The 18,365-nt window shown below is 34.7% G+C and carries 15 protein-coding genes, 1 other RNA gene and 1 other annotated feature; of the genes, 12 read left to right on the top strand and 4 right to left on the bottom strand.

The window, feature by feature from the left end; translation table 11 throughout:
• The first annotated feature begins 137 nt into the window (after positions 1–137).
• The gene (gene yajC / locus MHI02_RS12600) at positions 138–398 is read left to right on the top strand and encodes a preprotein translocase subunit YajC (protein WP_047183734.1); all 261 of its coding nucleotides are present in this window, start codon (positions 138–140) and stop codon (positions 396–398) included.
• 150 nt (positions 399–548) lie between these two features.
• Here the strand turns inward: yajC and MHI02_RS12595 are convergent, their stop codons facing one another.
• Both MHI02_RS12595 and spoVB read right to left on the bottom strand, forming a co-directional pair.
• The gene (locus MHI02_RS12595) at positions 549–929 is read right to left on the bottom strand and encodes a TIGR04086 family membrane protein (protein ID WP_047183735.1); all 381 of its coding nucleotides are present in this window, start codon (positions 927–929) and stop codon (positions 549–551) included.
• Positions 930–1,261: 332 nt separating this feature from the next.
• Complete coding sequence (gene spoVB / locus MHI02_RS12590) at positions 1,262–2,812, bottom strand: stage V sporulation protein B (RefSeq protein ID WP_047183736.1); 1,551 nt, start codon at positions 2,810–2,812, stop codon at positions 1,262–1,264.
• Positions 2,813–2,923: 111 nt separating this feature from the next.
• On the opposite strand from spoVB, the gene MHI02_RS12585 reads away from it, so the two are divergent.
• From MHI02_RS12585 to dtd, 7 genes are all read left to right on the top strand, one after another.
• On the top strand, positions 2,924–3,220 hold the full coding sequence (locus tag MHI02_RS12585; RefSeq protein ID WP_047183737.1) for a post-transcriptional regulator: 297 nt from the start codon (positions 2,924–2,926) through the stop codon (positions 3,218–3,220).
• 193 nt (positions 3,221–3,413) lie between these two features.
• The gene (gene secDF / locus MHI02_RS12580) at positions 3,414–5,684 is read left to right on the top strand and encodes a protein translocase subunit SecDF (protein ID WP_047183738.1); all 2,271 of its coding nucleotides are present in this window, start codon (positions 3,414–3,416) and stop codon (positions 5,682–5,684) included.
• 105 nt (positions 5,685–5,789) lie between these two features.
• The gene (locus MHI02_RS12575) at positions 5,790–6,104 is read left to right on the top strand and encodes a LapA family protein (protein WP_047183739.1); all 315 of its coding nucleotides are present in this window, start codon (positions 5,790–5,792) and stop codon (positions 6,102–6,104) included.
• A 62-nt stretch (positions 6,105–6,166) separates the two neighbouring features.
• Positions 6,167–8,476 carry a single-stranded-DNA-specific exonuclease RecJ gene (gene recJ, locus MHI02_RS12570; protein ID WP_047183740.1) on the top strand — a complete coding sequence of 770 codons (2,310 nt, stop codon included), beginning with the start codon at positions 6,167–6,169 and terminating at the stop codon, positions 8,474–8,476.
• Complete coding sequence (locus MHI02_RS12565) at positions 8,466–8,978, top strand: adenine phosphoribosyltransferase (protein ID WP_047183741.1); 513 nt, start codon at positions 8,466–8,468, stop codon at positions 8,976–8,978. Before recJ ends, MHI02_RS12565 begins: the two co-directional genes overlap by 11 nt.
• A gap of 473 nt (positions 8,979–9,451) precedes the next feature.
• Positions 9,452–11,653, top strand: a complete 2,202-nt coding sequence (locus MHI02_RS12560) for a RelA/SpoT family protein (protein WP_204797701.1) — start codon at positions 9,452–9,454, stop codon at positions 11,651–11,653.
• 24 nt (positions 11,654–11,677) lie between these two features.
• Positions 11,678–12,124 carry a D-aminoacyl-tRNA deacylase gene (dtd, locus tag MHI02_RS12555; RefSeq protein ID WP_047183743.1) on the top strand — a complete coding sequence of 149 codons (447 nt, stop codon included), beginning with the start codon at positions 11,678–11,680 and terminating at the stop codon, positions 12,122–12,124.
• Positions 12,125–12,164: 40 nt separating this feature from the next.
• Here the strand turns inward: dtd and MHI02_RS12550 are convergent, their stop codons facing one another.
• On the bottom strand, positions 12,165–13,217 hold the full coding sequence (locus MHI02_RS12550; protein WP_060667932.1) for an N-acetylmuramoyl-L-alanine amidase: 1,053 nt from the start codon (positions 13,215–13,217) through the stop codon (positions 12,165–12,167).
• Between the two features lie 199 nt (positions 13,218–13,416).
• Here MHI02_RS12550 and MHI02_RS12545 point away from each other — a divergent pair, with 199 nt between their 5' ends.
• From MHI02_RS12545 to ssrS, 4 genes are all read left to right on the top strand, one after another.
• Positions 13,417–13,590 (top strand): hypothetical protein, encoded by a 174-nt coding sequence (locus MHI02_RS12545; RefSeq protein WP_167507316.1) that lies wholly within the window; start codon positions 13,417–13,419, stop codon positions 13,588–13,590.
• A gap of 54 nt (positions 13,591–13,644) precedes the next feature.
• Positions 13,645–13,860, top strand: a binding site (T-box leader).
• Positions 13,861–13,917: 57 nt separating this feature from the next.
• Positions 13,918–15,204, top strand: coding sequence for a histidine--tRNA ligase (hisS, locus tag MHI02_RS12540; RefSeq protein ID WP_216883474.1), 1,287 nt, complete (start codon positions 13,918–13,920; stop codon positions 15,202–15,204).
• Positions 15,201–16,961 carry an aspartate--tRNA ligase gene (gene aspS, locus MHI02_RS12535; RefSeq protein WP_341165952.1) on the top strand — a complete coding sequence of 587 codons (1,761 nt, stop codon included), beginning with the start codon at positions 15,201–15,203 and terminating at the stop codon, positions 16,959–16,961. Before hisS ends, aspS begins: the two co-directional genes overlap by 4 nt.
• Positions 16,962–17,071: 110 nt before the next feature.
• Positions 17,072–17,255: non-coding RNA, 6S RNA (ssrS, locus tag MHI02_RS12530), on the top strand.
• Positions 17,256–17,506: 251 nt separating this feature from the next.
• On the opposite strand, the gene MHI02_RS12525 is transcribed toward ssrS, so the two are convergent.
• Positions 17,507–18,184, bottom strand: a complete 678-nt coding sequence (locus tag MHI02_RS12525) for an RsfA family transcriptional regulator (protein ID WP_060667931.1) — start codon at positions 18,182–18,184, stop codon at positions 17,507–17,509.
• Positions 18,185–18,365: the final 181 nt, after the last annotated feature.

The following is an 18,365-nucleotide window of genomic DNA, read 5'->3' as shown; positions in this document are numbered from 1 at the left end:
TTGGGCTCCGATTACTTGCCCCTCCGTAGACATTTGTTGCAATGCTGCCCCTTTGTAGTGGTATGCCGACGTGTCATTTTCACTGGACTTTTTGAACAACCTCTTTAAAAATATATTAATGAAGGAGGGATATAATTATGGAAATGTTAGTTTCATTATTACCTATTATTTTAATGTTTGTTATTTTCTACTTCCTATTAATTCGGCCTCAACAAAAAAGGCAGAAGAAAGTTCAAGAGATGCAAAATAACATCCAAAAAGGTGATGACGTAGTAACTATTGGTGGTTTACATGCTAAAGTTCATGGTTTAGATGAAGAGACGGTTGTTTTAATCACCGAAAATGGTACAAAACTTACGTACGATCGTTCAGCGATTCGTGAAGTAAAACAAGGCTAAGTTTGAAATATACATAGTCAATAAAAAGAAGCTGTCATCGTTTATACGACAGCTTCTTTTTGTCCTTGTCTATGAAATTATAAAATTTGTATGGCTGTGGCTAACTCAGATACAGGAATAGCCACGTCCGGCTCCAGCGCCTTTGACCATTTATTCACTCGTATCCCCAATAATGTTAACCCCGATGACTCCACCGATTACAGCGGCGAAAATGAACCCGATGTGATGTAGGGATTGTTCCATGGAAAACCCTTGCTGATAACCTAAATACTGAACTAGAAACGTAAAAACAGTAAATCCAATCCCTGTAATAGCACCGACGATCCAACCTTTTGCTTTTCCTTTTAACCCCGTAATTAGGCCTCCTATAAATAGAGATAGAATACCAATCACTAGAGCAATCCAAGATAGTAAATTTTCATCTAAGGACGTTACTTTAAGTAAAAATGCAATGATAACGCTAGAAATAAGAATTAAACCTAATACTGTAATCCAGCCAAATAACAGTGCATGGAATAATTGTTTACGCATTCATTCTCCTCCTTAACCTTTGTCCTTGTCTAGGAAATTATAAATTTTGTATGGCTGTGACTAACTTAGATACAGAAATAGCCACGTCCGGCTCCAGCGCCCAGTGACTAGTAGACTTCCTTCACCTCCGTACGATAAGTCAACATCGGCTCGCTTACGCTCACCGTGTTTCCTTTATCTCCTACGGCTCAGTCCAGTCTATACGTCACTAAGCGGGCGCTTGCGCCTTTGTCCATCTCTATAGTAATCATATTCATGTTGATATAGAATTAGAAGAAAATTATATAAAAAAGAAAAAGCAGTACAATTTTTATGGGTGTACTGCAAAACTTTTAAAACCATTTTTGGAGGAAGGGAATTTGCTTTAACTCTTCCTTAGTTAGAAAGCGTAGAATGAATAAAAATAGGATGTATACTAGAACAAGTATAATAAGAACAGTCATGAAGGTAATAATATTGGAATTGAGTGATTCATATATGTTTTTCATAAAATCACCAACAACCCACGTTAATACCATCAATAGAATCATTTTACTTAAATCTTTAAAAGGTATATAATAATTTATCGCTTTTTGTAAGGTAATAAGATGTAATAGTGTAATTAGTACAACGCCAACACACATTGCGATAGCAACACCCATTATTCCAAAATTAGGGTTGGAAGCTAATACAAGTAAAACCGGAAATTTTACAGTAGCTCCAATTAAACTATTCCACATGGCAGGTTTAGCAAGATCCAATGCTTGTAAGGCCGCTTGTAAAGGAGATTGGATATACAATAATATATAAAAGGGTGCCATAAGCATTATAAATGTACTGGCATTTGCTGTACCATACATATAAGATAATATTTGTACAGAGAATAATGTAAGAATGACAGTTGCAATGGCACCAGAAGCAAAAGAAATACGGATCGATTGATGGATACGGTAATGGATTAATTTTTGATTATTTCTCGCTTCCGCTTCTGATATGTTTGGTACGAGAGCGATTGCTAATGAATGAGTAATAAAAGTTGGCAAAAATAATAATGGCAAAACATACCCTGTTAGCTCACCATATTGTTTGGTTGCTAAAGTTGTTGCTACACCTGCAATGGCAAGACTTTGGGCAACTAAAATGGGTTCAAGAAAATTAGAAATAGAACCAATCATTTTACTACCTGTACTTGGAAGTGCGATTGAAAACAATTCTTTTAACGTATCTTTACTTGATTTCAAGTATGAAAAGAAGTTTGTCCGAATTTTGACTACCTTTCTGCGTTTAAAGCTTCCAATCATGTATAACATGGAGATAAATTCTCCTAAGATTACACTAATCATAGCTCCAGCTGCTGCGTACTCTACGCCAAAAGGAAGTAGAAGGTTAATAAATAAAGCAACACATGTAATTCGTACAATCTGTTCAATTACTTGGGCAAAGCTCTGTGGTTTCATATTTTGTTTTCCTTGAAAATACCCTCTAAGTACAGCAGAAATAGCAGTAATTGGTACAATTGGACTGATTGCAATTAGAGGTAACATGGTACGCTCGTCCGTTAATAAAGTTTTTGCTATAAAAGGTGCACCGATAATCATAACAATTGTAAATAATATACTTGTAACACCTGTTATCACTAAAGATACGACTAAAATACGTTTTATTTTTTTATGGTCACCAATCGCATCTGCTTCTGCGACACGTTTCGAAATGGCAACAGGTAGACCTAATTGTGTTAATGTCATAACTAAAAATAAAGTGGGTAAAGCCATCATATATAAACCGATACCTTCTTCACCCATTAATCTAGCCATTACAATTCGATTGATAAATCCTAAAAATCGTGTAATCATTCCAGCTAGTATTAAAATAAGGGCACCTTGTAAAAATGTTTGTTTGGTCATTTTTTGTCGACCCGCCTTCTCAAAAAATAAAAATTCATATACAATAATGTATATGCTAGAGCAGTGGGCAAGCATGACACTAAAAATCTCCGTATAACAGGAGGGGAAGAATTGGAAGCAATACATGCTGTAAATGAATGGAAAGAGCAAGTGAAGCCAATATTAGAAAGTAAAGCTTATGAATTTCAAGCGATGGGCTATTCACAAGTAACGGCTGAAGATGTATGGAATTGTTTAGTGACAAAGGTTTGGAAGGGAAATCCTAACAAACGCATTCATGAATTGATACAAGATATTCTTCATTTAGGATCGAATGTTTATTTAAGCTATTTGACGGTTAAATCATATGAAAATGATGATTTAATGGCTTCCATCGCTGCTTTAACAGGGGCAACTAAAGAAAAATAGTAAGTAATTGAAAGGATTGTTCAAAAAGACCGGTGAAAATGACACTTTAGTTGGCAATAGTGACGGCGTTGCAACAAATCTTTACGGTGGGACGAGCAATCGTAGTCCCAGGTCGTTCCAACATTTAGCCGACCTCGGTACTTTTCATCCTCCTTTTTGAACACGACTTTAAACTATAGGAGGCAATAAATCCATGAAAAAGAGAGGCAGAATCGTTGCCTTTTTTCTAATCGTCTTACTTTTTGCGATAACGATTGGAACAACGATCACAGGAGTAACAAAAGATGTTAATTTGGGGCTTGATCTCCAAGGTGGTTTTGAAATTCTCTATGAAGTGGAACCAGTAGATTCATCCCAAGAAGTAACAAGAAGTTTGTTAGAAGGTACTGTACAGACACTCAATGATCGAGTGAATAGATTGGGGATAAGTGAATCTGTCATTGACATAGAAGGGGAAAATAGAATTCGGGTACAGCTTGCTGGTGTTGAAAATCAGAAACAAGCAAGGGAACTCATAGGAACATCTGCCCAATTATCTTTTCGTGATGTAAATGATAATGAATTATTAAGTGGAACGGATATTAAAGAAGGCAGTGCTTCCCAAGATTTTGATCCTAATACTAATGCTCCCATCGTTTCTTTGAAATTAAAAGATGCTAAAAAATTTGCCGATGTAACAACCCAAATAAAGAACATGAATGACCCAGAAACACCATATCCTGATAATTTATTAGTTATTTGGATGGATTACGAAAAAGGGGATTCATTTAGTAATGAATTCGGTAAAGAAGATCCTAAGTACATTTCTGCACCTAGTGTAAAAGAAACACTAAATACTACGGATGTCATGATTAGTGGAGACTTTACAGTAGAATCTGCTAAACAATTGGCAGACGTAATTAACTCCGGATCTTTACCAGTACATATGACTGAAGTTTATTCTAACTCAGTTGGAGCCCAATTCGGTGAGCAAGCCTTAAACGAAACAGTATATAGTGGAATTATTGCAGTAGCGATTATTATATTGTTTTTAATTGCAGTATATCGATTTGCAGGTATTATAGCATCGATTAATCTTCTTATTTACACATATATTGTAATAGTTGTGTTCGAATTAATGAATGGCGTATTAACACTCTCTGGTATTGCGGCCCTCATTTTAGGTATTGGGATGGCAGTTGATGCGAATGTTATTACGTTCGAAAGAATAAAAGAAGAATTGCGTCTAGGAAAATCTGTTAAAGCATCATTTAAAGCAGGAACCAAAAACTCTTTTATTACTATTTTTGATGCGAACTTAACAACCTTAATTGCGGCTGTAGTCTTATTTATATTTGGAAGTAGTTCTGTAAAAGGCTTTGCAACAATGTTGATGATTAGTATTTTTGTTAGTTTTCTAACTGCTGTTTTTGGTACAAGACTTCTATTAGGATTTTGGGTTGATAGTGGATTCTTAACTAAACGTAAGACTTGGTTAGCGGTTAAAGAAAGTGAAATTAAGGATATAACAAGTTCTTCACAAGAGGAACCAAAATTATTTAATCGGAATATTAATGTTGTTAAACACAGAAAGAAATTCTTTATCTTTTCTGCGATTACCGTCATTATAGGGATTGTTTCGTTTATCGTCTTCCAAATTAATCCTGGTATTGATTTTACAAGTGGTACTCGAATAGAAGTAGTTTCAGAAACTAACTTAAATGTAGAAGATGTCGAAAAAGGATTTGAAGAGCTCGGCTTAAATCCAATATCAACTGTAATATCCGGGGATAATGGAAAAACTGCAGTATCAAGGTTTGATAATGTGCTGTCGGAAAACGAAGTAAACGAAGTACAAAAATACTTTATCAATCAATATGGTAAAGAACCAACCATTAGTGTAGTTTCTCCTATTGTTGGACAAGAGTTAGTGAAAAATGCCATTTTTGCAGTTGCCTTAGCATCTATCTTTATTATTCTTTATGTTTCCATTCGTTTTGAACTGTTCTTTGCGATAACGGCTCTAATTGCTTTGTTACATGACGTATTTATTATGCTAGTGGTCTTTAGCCTAACACAGATAGAATTTGATATAACAATTGTGTCTGCTATTCTTACAATTGTAGGTTATTCGATTAATAATACGATTGTTATCTTTGATCGAATTAGAGAAAATATTCGAGCAAGAAAACAAGTTAAATCTTTTAAAGAATTAGCTACTATTGTAAATAGAAGCTTTATACAATCTTTTACTAGAAGTATAAATACATTTTTAACAACTTTTATAGCTGTTTTAGCCTTTCTATTCCTTGGAGCTCAATCTATTACTACTTTTGCTATTGCCTTAGCAGTAGGACTATTAGCAGGAACCTATTCATCGCTGTTCCTAGCAGCTCAGTTATGGCTAGTGTGGCGCGGTAAATCAATTAAGACTCGCCCACTCGATTTTAGAAAGAAAAAACGTGTGGATGGTCCACAAGTATAAATACATTTTATTAAAAACCCATGTTGCTACCTGCAATGTGGGTTTGATTTTTTAAAAAAGGGTAAATTAAGGTTACAGTCTATATAATCCATAAGGAGGAATAAAATGAAGGGACAATCCTATGTTCTATTAGCACTTATTTTTACAATTATTGTTGCAGTATTCGCCATCATGAATGTTGAACCAGTAGAAGTTAATTACTTATTCTGGTCAGGTTTCTCCCCATTAATATTGGTCATCTTATTTTCGGTACTAATGGGCGGACTAATAACAGCAACAGTTGGTGCACTCAAAATGTTTAAAATCCAAAAAGAACTAAAACGATTAAAGAAAGAGAATGTTCGCATGGAAACGATCCTAAAAGAAAATGGTCTAGTAAAGAAGGATATTGAATTGGATGAAACAGAAATAGACCGGTGAAAAAATTCTAATTTGCTACCCCTACCACACTCTAGTATAATAGTTTGGTCAGGGGTGAATGTATGTTACAAAATAGATCAAAGTGGAAATATGTAGAAATGGAAGATAAAGCAGTACCGTCCATGGACGAATTCACTGACCTATCTCCGGTTTTGAGAAAGATGTTAGCACAAAGAGGAATAACATCAAAAGAGGAAGTTAATCGATTTTTATCGCCTGATTTAAATAATTTACATAGTGCTGAACGGTTAGATTCTATTGGGAAAGCGACCCAACGAGTTCATGATGCTATTTATAATAAGGAAAAAATACTAGTCTTTGGTGATTATGATGCAGACGGTGTCAGTTCAACGACTGTCATGTTAAAAACTTTGCAAGAGCTTGGTGCAGATTGTGATTTTTATATACCAAATCGTTTTACTGAAGGTTATGGGCCTAATGAAGATGCATTTGTAAAGGCGCATGAAGAAGGATTCTCGGTGATTATTACTGTGGATACAGGTATTGCAGCAGTATATGAGGCCTTTGTTGCTAAGGAATTGGGGATTGATTTAATAATTACTGATCACCATGAGATTCAAGAAGAATTACCAGAAGCATTTGCTATTATCCATCCTAAATGTTCTCCCAATTACCCTTTTAAAGAGCTTGCGGGAGTAGGGGTGGCTTTTAAATTTGCTGAAAGTTTATTAGGATATTTTCCTAAACATTTGCTTGAATTTGTTGCAATTGGAACGATAGCGGACTTAGTGCCGCTAGTTGATGAAAATAGGATTTTTGCCTATTTTGGTTTGCATGCATTAACGATATCCAAAAATGTTGGAATCCAAGCTTTAAAAAACGTAAGCAAAATTGAGGGAAATGTCACAGAAGAGGATGTTGGCTTTTCAATAGGACCGAGACTGAATGCTGTTGGTAGATTACAGGATGCGGACTTAGCTGTACAGCTTTTAATGTCAGATGATCTAGTAGAAGCAATGGAGATTGCACAAGAAATCCAAAGTCTTAATGAAAGAAGACAAAGAATTGTTAATGAAATCGTGAAAGAAGCCGAAGAAATTATTCAAGATATCAATGGGGTAGTGGTTGTTGCAAAAGAAGGTTGGAACGAAGGAGTACTAGGGATTGTTGCTTCTAAATTAGTAAGGAAATATGATCGACCTGCTATTGTTCTAACAATTAAGCCTGAATTACAAGTAGCAAAGGGATCTGCAAGAAGTATACCAGCATTTGATCTTTTTACCCATTGTATGAAGGTTAGAGAACTTTTCACCCATTTTGGAGGACATGCTCAAGCTGCTGGAATGACATTACCGATTGAAAATATAGAACTTATAAATGAAAGATTAAATACATTTATTACAGAAGAATTAACAGAAGAAGATTTTAAACAAGAAATTGAAATAAGCAGTACATTAGATATTGCAGAAATAAATGTAGATTTAATTTATGAAATTGCTCGTCTTGCGCCATTTGGAATGAAAAATCCGAAACCTATTTTTGAGATAAAAGATATACCTACTGATGTTCGTCAAATAGGAAGTACTAAAAACCATCTTAAGCTTCATTTTAATAAGGATTCTTCACAAATAGAGAGTATTGGATTTGGCCTTGGTCACTTATATCATTTTATTTCGCCGAACACTCCTTTATCCGTTGTGGGGGAACTTGGCATAAATGAATGGAATGGAAATAAAAAAGCTCAAGTATTGATCCAAGATATGAAAATTGACACATGGCAGTTATTTGATCAAAGAGGTAGAAGACAGATTCAAATTCAACCAATCTCTAATCAAAAAATATTAGCCATAAGTAACGGACAGTTAAATATTGACCCATCCATTTATCATGAAGAATATCAAGAAATGATGAACTTAGAAGAAGTCGATATGCTCTATATATGTGATTTGCCACCGAACTTGGAAATCCTTAAGAAGGTTGTTAAGGCGACGAAACCAAAAATAATTTATGCATGTTATTCGGTCGAAGAAAGTGCTTATCTAACTTCATTTCCAAAAAGAGAAGAATTCATTTGGTATTATGCCTTCATAAAAAAGCGTAAGATTGTAGATTTAAAACAAGAATTAAAGGCAATTATGAATGTAAAGGGTTGGAGTAAAGAAAGAATCATCTTTATGTCAAAAGTGTTTTTCGAATTGGATTTTGTTAAAATAGAGAATGGTATTATTCAAATAAACCCCAACCCAGAAAAACGAGATCTTACCGAGTCAACATCATATAAGGATAGATTGAAAAGAATCGAAGTCGAAAAAACGTTATACTATTCAAATTATGAGGAATTAAGGACTTGGTTTACAAACTGTATGGAACAGTTGGAAACCACCAAGGAGGAAGTTGTCAGTGGACTATAAAAATTATATAGAAATCGTACAGAATTACCCGAAAGAAGGGATTGTATTTAAGGATATTACTCCTTTAATGAATGATGGAGATGCCTATAAGGCCGCCATAAATGATATTGTTAAATATGCAATGGATAAAGAGGTAGATATTGTAGTCGGTCCGGAAGCTAGAGGATTTATTATTGGATGTCCAGTATCATATGCTCTGGGGATTGGATTTGCTCCAGTACGGAAAGAAGGTAAATTACCTCGAGAGGTAATAAAAGTAGATTATGGGCTAGAATATGGAAAAGACATCTTAACCATTCATAAAGATGCTATCAAACCAGGTCAACGTGTATTAATTACGGATGATTTACTAGCAACAGGTGGAACCATTGAAGCGACAATTAAACTAGTAGAAGAATTAGGTGGAATCGTTGCAGGTTGTGCATTCATAATAGAGCTAAGTTACCTTAAAGGAATGGATAAATTAAAAGACTATGATGTATTCACGCTTATGAGATATTAGAAAATCTAGAGTTCGCCCAAAGCTTTAGTGAACTTAGTTGCACGTATGCTGGATAAAATTATATTTTTTTAACTAAAATAGAGGTCTGACGATAAATATATTGCGTCAGGCCTCATTAAGTTATTGCTAAATTTCATATATAAACACTTATTAAAAATTTATGGTGGACACTGCTAGAAAAAGGTCCTATAATGATGATTATATTTAAATCCTCTTTAATAGAAAGATTTTACCTAGAAAATTCGTGTTCAAAAAGGAGGATGAAAAGGACCGAGGTCGGCTAAATGCGCAACATCCTGTTGCAAAGCCGACACTCGCACGTCCTGTGCTTCGCAGTTCGAGGCGGCGTAGCTTTGAGGAACGGAGCGTATGCAATTAATACGTGAGTACCGGTGAGTCTTGTCAACGAAGAAATGCGAAGTGTCATTTTCACCGGACTTTTTGAACAACCCCTAGAAAATAAAGGTGATTATATGCCAAAAGACAGCAACTATACAATCGAAGACATTAACCAAAAAGCTAGCAAATACCTTAATCAAAAAGATATAGCTTTTATTAATCGTGCATACGAATATGCGAAAGAAGCTCATAAAGAGCAATTTAGAAAATCTGGTGAACCTTATATCATTCATCCTATTCAAGTAGCAGGGATTTTAGTTGATTTAAAAATGGATACGGAAACGATTGCTGGTGGTTTTCTTCATGATGTAGTAGAGGATACGGATATTTCCTTAGACGATATTGAGAAAGAATTTAATCATGAGGTTGCAATGCTAGTTGACGGTGTTACGAAATTAGGAAAAATTAAATATAAGTCAAAACAAGATTTGCAAGCAGAAAATCATCGTAAAATGTTTGTAGCGATGGCAAAAGATATTCGGGTTATCTTAATAAAATTGGCAGACCGTTTACACAACATGAGAACGTTAAAACATTTACCTCCAGAAAAACAACGTCTCAAGTCCAAAGAAACAATCGAAATATTTGCTCCCTTAGCTCATCGATTAGGTATCTCAACAATTAAATGGGAGTTAGAAGACACAGCTCTACGGTATTTAAATCCCCAACAATATTATCGTATCGTTCATTTAATGAAACAAAAAAGAGAAGAACGAGAGTCTTATATAAAGGAAGTAATGGAAGGGTTAACGAAGGAACTCCATGAGGTTAATATTGAAGCAGAGATATCTGGTAGACCAAAACATTTATATAGTATCTATCAAAAAATGGTAAAACAAAATAAACAATTTAATGAAATATACGATTTGCTCGCTGTGCGAATCATTGTAAATAGTATAAAGGATTGTTATGCGGCACTTGGAATTATTCACACGAACTGGAAACCTATGCCTGGCAGGTTTAAAGATTATATTGCTATGCCAAAGCAGAACCTTTATCAATCACTTCATACAACTGTTATTGGTCCAAAAGGTGATCCTCTAGAAGTTCAAATACGAACAAAAGAAATGCATGAAATTGCCGAATACGGTATAGCCGCTCATTGGGCTTACAAGGAAGGAAAACAAGTAAAGAACGGTACAAAATCTTTTGAAGAGAAACTAACACTCTTTAGGGAAATTCTTGACTGGCAAAGTGACACACATGATGCGGAGGAATTTATTGAATCTTTAAAAGTCGATTTGTTTTCTGACATGGTTTATGTGTTTACACCAAAAGGAGATGTCATTGAACTTCCTTCAGGTTCTGTACCACTTGATTTTGCTTATAAAATTCATACGGAAATTGGAAATAGAACGGTTGGGGCTAAAATCAATGGAAAGATGGAACCATTGGATTACAAATTGAAAAACGGCGATATTATTGAGGTAATGACTTCTAAACATTCTTATGGTCCATCACATGATTGGTTGAAGATAACTCAAACATCACAAGCAAAAAGTAAAATTAGAGCGTTTTTCAAAAAACAACGTAAAGAAGAAAATGTACTCAAAGGAAAAGAAGCGGTTGATAAAGAGATACGTGCATTAGGAATTCGACCTAAAGAAGTACTAACCCCGGATAATTTGCAACGAGTATTGGATCGTTTTAATTTTATTAGTGAAGAGGATATGTATGCTGCGGTAGGATATCAGGGGATAACAGCTGCTTTAGTTGCAACTCGTTTAACGGAAAAGATACGGGAAGCACAACAAAAAGAACAGGATTTAGAAAAGAAAATAAATGATTCAAAAGCAGGAACAAATGATTGGAAGTTAAATAAAAAAGACTCTGGTGTACGTGTTGAAGGTGTTGATAACCTTTTAGTTCGATTAGCTAAATGCTGTAGTCCAGTGCCTGGTGACGAAATTACTGGGTATATAACGAAGGGAAGAGGAGTTTCAGTTCATCGTGCAGACTGTCCAAATGTACAAACGGAAGAAGCTAAACAACGTTTTCTAAAGGTTGAATGGACCAATGAAAAGACAGTCGATAAGACGTATCATGTTGATTTAGAAGTATTTGCTTATGACCGTAGAGGATTACTAAATGAAGTCTTACAAGCAGTAAACGAAATGCGTACGAACATGACTCATGTGAATGGAAAGGCGGACCGTAACCGAATAGCTACCATTCAAATAACGATTTTAATTCATAATACAAAACATTTAAGAAAAATAGTAGAACGGATTAAACAGATCAAAGATGTATATAGTGTAACAAGAGTATTACATTAAAGGTAAAGAAGGTATGATTTTTTTATGAAGGCAGTAATTCAACGTGCTCGTAATGCTAATGTAAAAGTAGATGGAAAAGTCATAGGAGAAATAGATAATGGATTTGTTGTTCTTTTAGGTGTAACACATGATGACAACGAGGAAGATATGGATTACCTTGTAAAGAAGATTGTTCATTTAAGGGTGTTTGAGGACGAAAATGGGAAAATGAATGATTCTCTTTTAGACATTGGTGGCAGTATATTATCCATTTCACAATTTACCCTTTACGGTGACACAAGAAAGGGAAGAAGACCAAGTTTTACAAAAGCAGCAAATCCAGAAATCGCAAATGAGTTATATAATAAGTTTAATAAAAAACTAGAAGAACAAGGAATCTTAGTTCAAACAGGAGAGTTTGGGGCAATGATGGATGTTTCTCTTACGAATGTTGGCCCCGTAACTTTCATTATAGATACTAAGGATAAGTAATAAGAGAAGGTTGCCTTAATGGACCCATTTGAGGCAACCTTCAATGATAATTTTCTAAGGAGAAATATTTTCCTAAGCCGCTGATAATTCCATTAACAAGTTGTTTCTGGTATATATTGGTGTGTAATAATACATCCATTTCTTTATTTGAAATAAAGCCTAGCTCTATTAATACTGCTGGTTTGAAATTTTGTCTTATAACATAATAATTACCTTTGCTAGTTCCTCTGTCTATTGCATTTGTTACCTTAATCATTTCATCTTGGAGGTACTGGGCAAGTTTTTTATGTTGTTCACCATAATAAAAGGTTTCAATACCTGAAACATCTGGTCGTTTTGGAAAACTATTATAGTGAAGACTAATAAATACATGTGTATCCATCATATTAGAATAAGCCGCCCTTGATTTTAGAGAGATAAAATCGTCATTATCTCTTGTCATATATACACTGGCACCAAGGGATTCCAATTCCTTCTTTAATTCATCTGCAGTTAGATGAGTTATATTTTTTTCGAAGGATCCAGTAGCACCTATTGCACCTACATCGTGTCCTCCATGTCCTGCATCAATGACTATATTCCGATTTTTAAATACATAGGGATTTTGCTTGATTTCGTTATTTGTTTCTACAAACTCTTTAAATATAAAATTGGACTTTCCTTTATTGGAAACTTCATACCACTCCTTCGTTTCCGCTATTACTGGAAAGCTTTCACCCTTTTTTGCAAAAGAAATAATTTCATATTCATTAGACGGGCCACTTCTTAAGTGAACATGATGTTGATTTATCGTAATCGTCTTATTTCCTGATTTTACTTTATCTCCGCTATTATAGGATATATATTCTTTATGAATCCAACCTTTACTATCTTCTAATTCAATTTCAATCCATTGTCCTTGTTCATGAACTTTGTTATATTCCTCTTTCGCATGAACTTTGCCAATTGGTTTAAATTCGCTTCCAGGACCACTTCTAATATTAACGTTATCATCTGTAATGATAATTTTTTCTGCATGTATTTGCGTTGGTAATAATAAGAAAGAAATGAAGACACCTACTAAGAAACAAAATAGTTTATTAAAAAAGTGCAAATATCTAATCCTCCTATAATTATCTATTTTTTTCAGTGTGTGATGTGAAATTGGAGAAGCTATTTTTAGTACTTAAAGATACGCCGCCTTATGGTCCCTTTCATCCTTACTTTTGAACACATATTGTATAATCTTTCCCATTCGTATCATAAAATACACTTCTTTAGGCAAAGCTATAATAACTAAAGGAGGAGACGAATTGAGATTACAGGATAAACAGTGGTTTGCTGGTAATAATAAAGATATTTTTGGTGTGGATTTACATCGTTTTAATGAACTTGATGGACATGCTAATTATATGGAAATAGCAGAGGAATTCGGGATTTCTATCGGTGAAGTGAAAATATTAAAGAAAAAATTAAATCGCTCTTGACATTACAAAAATTAGAGATTATTATTATATTCATTCATGAGTAGATTAAATAGTTTACATCCATTGAGGGAAAGAGTAATTAGTGAACGACTGGAAAGAGAAAAGATGTCTTGGCTGAAAACATCTTCACAGATCGTACTGATGAATGACATTCCTTAGGATTTGTATCGAATGTAGTAGGTATGAACGTTTTGCAGGCGTTAACTGTGAAAAGCGAATGCATAAAAGCATTAACTAGGGTGGCAACGCGGGTAAACTCTCGTCCCTTCTATATTTATAGGGGACGAGAGTTTTTTTATACATAAATTAATTGGAGGAGGTATTTGAATGAGTATGAAAGCGCCAAGAGGTACTGTAGATATTCTGCCGAAAGATGTAAAGAAATGGCAGTATGTGGAATCGAAAATTAAAAATATATGTAGTAGATTTAATTATGAGGAAATTAGAACACCGGTATTTGAACATACAGAAGTATTCTCACGCGGTGTAGGGGATACCACTGATATTGTTCAAAAGGAAATGTACACGTTCAATGATCGTGGGGGAAGAAGTTTAACCCTTAGACCAGAAGGAACAGCTCCTGTTTCTCGTGCATTTGTAGAACATAAATTATTTGGCGAAGCAAATCAACCTGTCAAATTATATTATTTTGCCCAAATGTTTCGCTATGAGCGTCCTCAAAAAGGTCGAATGCGTCAATTAAACCAGTTTGGAGTGGAAGTTCTTGGGAGTGATGATCCGGCTGTAGATGCAGAGGCTATTGATTTAGCTATGACTGTATATAAGGAGCTTGGATTAAAATCATTGAAATTAGTTATTAATTCTTTAGGTGATAAAGAAAGTAGAATAAACCATAGAAATGCATTGATCAAACATTTTACACCACATAAAGAAGAACTATGTGAAGATTGTCAGCTAAGATTAGAACAAAACCCGCTACGTGTATTAGATTGTAAAAAAGATAGAGAACACCCTGCCATGGAGACTGCTCCTTCAATATTAGACTATCTAAATGAATCTTCCAAAGAATATTTTGAACAAGTAAAATCACATTTAACACGTATGGGAATTGAGTATGAAATAGACCCCAATTTAGTTCGTGGACTAGATTATTACAATCACACTGCTTTTGAAATTATGAGTAATGCAGAAGGCTTTGGTGCGATTACGACATTAGCCGGTGGTGGAAGATATAATGGTTTAATAGAGGAATTAGGTGGACCAAGTACACCGGGTATTGGCTTTGGAATGGGATTGGAAAGACTGTTAATGGCATTAGAAGCCGAAAATATTACAGTTCCAATAGATGAACAATTAGATTGTTATTTTGTTGCTGTGGGAGAACAGTCTGTTAATGAAGCAGTACGTTTGGTACATGAATTAAGAATGAATGGTATTCAGGTAGAAAAAGATTATCAGAATCGAAAAATAAAAGGACAGTTCAAATCAGCTGATCGATTAAAGGCAAGATATGTTTTAATTTTAGGTGAAAATGAATTAGAAAAAAACATCGTAAATGTCAAATCTATGGAATCTGGTGAACAAATAGAAGTTCCATTAGAAAAATTAATCGATGTAATGAAAGAGAAGCTTCAAAGGGGGCAAACAAAATGAATAAACGATTTTTAGCAGGTACATTAACAGAAGATCATATTGGTCAAAAAGTTTTACTAAAAGGTTGGGTACAAAGAAGACGTGACTTAGGGGGATTAATTTTTACTGATCTTCGTGACGTTTCTGGTATCGTCCAAGTTGTCTTTAACCCAGACTTTTCTAAAGATGCTTTAGAAGTCGCGGATAAAATCAGATCGGAATATGTAGTAGAAATTAAAGGTGAAGTGGTGGCACGTGATGAATCCACTTATAACTCAGCTATCAAAACAGGGACGATAGAAGTGATAGCTAATGATATTGAAATTCTAAATAAATCAAAAACACCGCCATTTACTATCCAAGATGAAACAGATGTTTCCGAAGATTTACGATTAAAATACCGTTATATCGATTTACGCAGAAGCGCATTACAGGATACATTTAAATTACGTCATCAAACAACACAAGCGATACGTAACTTTCTTAATGATGAAGGATTTTTAGAAATGGAAACACCAATTTTAACGAAGAGTACACCAGAAGGAGCTCGTGATTATCTTGTTCCAAGTCGTGTACATCCAGGTGAGTTTTATGCCTTACCACAATCACCGCAATTATTTAAACAATTAATCATGATGAGTGGTTTTGAAAAATATTACCAAATTGCACGATGCTTCCGTGATGAAGATCTAAGGGCTGATCGTCAACCAGAATTTACTCAGATTGATATTGAAACGTCATTTTTATCTAGTGATGAAATTATGGAAATGACAGAACGTATGATGCAACATGTGATGAAAGCAGTGAAAGGAATCGACATCGAATTACCACTACCAAGAATACCTTATCAAGAAGCGATGGATCGATATGGATCTGATAAACCGGATACGAGATTTGGACTCGAATTAGTTCACGTAACAGATGTTGTTGTTAATTCTAATTTTAAAGTATTCCGGAATGCAGTAGAAACAGATGGTAAAGTTGCGCTTCTCAACGTTCAAGGTGAGGCTAGTAATTATTCTAGAAAAGATATTGATAAGCTTACCGAATTTGTAAAGATTTACGGTGCGAAAGGGTTAGCGTGGCTTAAACTAGAAGAAGACGAATTAAAAGGACCAATCGTGAAGTTCTTGAGTGAAGATGAAAAATCAGGTATTATCGCAAGAGCTAATGCAAAAAATGGAGATCTTCTTTTATTCGTGGCAGATAAGAGTAGTGTTGTATACGATAGTTTAGGAGCTCTACGACTAAAATTAGGACATGAATTAAATCTTATTGATGAATCTAAATATAACTTTTTATGGGTAACGGATTGGCCATTACTTGAATATGATGAGGAATTAGGAAGATTTACTGCTGCACACCATCCATTTACATCGCCAGTTGAAAGTGACATGGATAAGCTTGAAACGGCACCACAAGATGTTCATGCTAACGCTTATGATATTGTCTTAAACGGTTATGAGCTTGGTGGAGGATCCGTTCGTATTCATAAACGCGAAGTACAAAATAAAATGTTTAAAGCTTTAGGGTTTACAGAAGAACAAGCACAGGAGCAATTTGGATTTTTACTTGAAGCATTAGAATATGGTGCACCACCACATGGCGGCGTTGCTCTTGGGTTAGATCGTATGATTATGTTATTGGCGGGAAGATCAAACTTACGAGATACGATATTATTCCCTAAAACTTCTTCAGCTTCTGACCTGCTTACAGAGGCTCCAAGTGAAGTAAGTAATGCACAGTTAAATGAACTTGGAATAAATCTAAATGAATAATTTTGGAAATTAAATTAAAAAAATCCATTATTTTTCTCAATTAAGAACAGATTGAATATTGCAAAAGTTTTATTCGTATGATAATATTAATTTACAAAGTCTTAACATGCTTAATCCTGATATGTTTGTTCATTTAACGTATTTTGACCGAACAATATTTTAAAAGGGAGCTTTACGTTTTTATATTGCATGGATGCCGTTACAAGACTCGGAACCATAATAAATATAAAATAGGGCACCCACCTGCTATATGCGGGATCAAAACATAAAATGGACGGCATGATCGGGATTAAGTAAATACATAAAAAAACTGTCTTCTTTGGAAGACAGTTTTTTTGTCGTTTAGCGAAATTATAAAGTTCGCTGCATGTGGATAATTATTCAGAAAAGGCCACGTCCGGCTCCAGCGCCCAGCGACTAGCGAGACTTCCTTCACCTCCGTACGATAAGTCAACATCGACTCACTCCGTTCGTCGTGTTTCCTTTATCTCCTATGGCTCAGTCCAGTCCGTACGTCGCTCAACGGGCGCTTACGCCTTTGTTCTTTAATTAGATCCATGAGCGACTTGCTCAAGATTACCATTTTTGTCCATTCTAAATGTAGGGGCTTTAATCGTTCCTTGGTCTTCAAGAACAGTCATCTTTCTAGCTCTTTCCATTATTTGAATGAAAGCTTGATAATCTTCTTTAATCGAATTCATCTCACTTTCAGTTTGTTCTAACTGTTTTTCTAAATCTTGTACTTGTGTTTTTAACATATTGTTTTCTTTTTGAGCTTGTTCTAAAGATACTTTTGATTGATTAGAAGCGTGATAATCTTTTTTTAATTCTCTTAAAAATTGTATGACCATATCTAGATTAATTGTTGGTACCTGTATTTCATTGCCGGTTTCTTCTGTTTGATAGGTAGTGTTTTCATTAGTAGCTTCTTTTAAGTTAGAAGATAACGCTATAATTGGCTTTTGGAAATGTCCAGTCCGTTTTGCTAGTGCACGTTTTTTTTCTTTTCTTTGTCTTTTGGCTAGATCAATTGCACTATCATATTTTTGCCTTACTTCTGCATTCCAACGAAATCCGCAGGCTGCTGAAGTGCGGTTTAATTTGTCTCCCACCTCTTCAAATGCGTTTAATTGAGTACTACCTTCTCTAATATGACGTAATACCGTTTCCGCTAATAATAAATCATCTTCATGTGACCAAGCATCTTGTCTAACTTTTGCCATTATTTACAACTCCTTTTCTAGCGACATAAATCAATAGATTTGTACTTTTGCAGTTACTGCTACCTGTACGGAATCATTAGTCTAATAAGATATTAATCTCACCGTGTTTAAAATGTTCTTTAGAGGTGAGGTTTTTATTATTCTTGCCGATAGAAATAGTTTTATACCTTGGCAGTTAAGA

It is taken from the genome of Oceanobacillus sp. FSL K6-0118, assembly GCF_038006665.1.
Lineage (GTDB): Bacteria > Bacillota > Bacilli > Bacillales > Amphibacillaceae > Oceanobacillus > Oceanobacillus caeni.
The sequence above is the reverse complement of the archived record's forward strand: the minus strand, read 5'-3'. Positions and strand labels throughout refer to the sequence as shown.

Bases quoted from the DNA above. Each gene is read 5' to 3' on its own strand.
- dtd (WP_047183743.1), top strand. From the start codon at position 11,678: ATGAAGGCAGTAATTCAACGTGCTCGTAATGCTAATGTAAAAGTAGAT.
- MHI02_RS12595 (WP_047183735.1), bottom strand. From the start codon at position 929: ATGCGTAAACAATTATTCCATGCACTGTTATTTGGCTGGATTACAGTA.
- yajC (WP_047183734.1), top strand. From the start codon at position 138: ATGGAAATGTTAGTTTCATTATTACCTATTATTTTAATGTTTGTTATT.
- MHI02_RS12560 (WP_204797701.1), top strand. From the start codon at position 9,452: ATGCCAAAAGACAGCAACTATACAATCGAAGACATTAACCAAAAAGCT.
- MHI02_RS12575 (WP_047183739.1), top strand. From the start codon at position 5,790: ATGAAGGGACAATCCTATGTTCTATTAGCACTTATTTTTACAATTATT.
- hisS (WP_216883474.1), top strand. From the start codon at position 13,918: ATGAGTATGAAAGCGCCAAGAGGTACTGTAGATATTCTGCCGAAAGAT.
- aspS (WP_341165952.1), top strand. From the start codon at position 15,201: ATGAATAAACGATTTTTAGCAGGTACATTAACAGAAGATCATATTGGT.
- secDF (WP_047183738.1), top strand. From the start codon at position 3,414: ATGAAAAAGAGAGGCAGAATCGTTGCCTTTTTTCTAATCGTCTTACTT.
- recJ (WP_047183740.1), top strand. From the start codon at position 6,167: ATGTTACAAAATAGATCAAAGTGGAAATATGTAGAAATGGAAGATAAA.
- MHI02_RS12525 (WP_060667931.1), bottom strand. From the start codon at position 18,184: ATGGCAAAAGTTAGACAAGATGCTTGGTCACATGAAGATGATTTATTA.
- spoVB (WP_047183736.1), bottom strand. From the start codon at position 2,812: ATGACCAAACAAACATTTTTACAAGGTGCCCTTATTTTAATACTAGCT.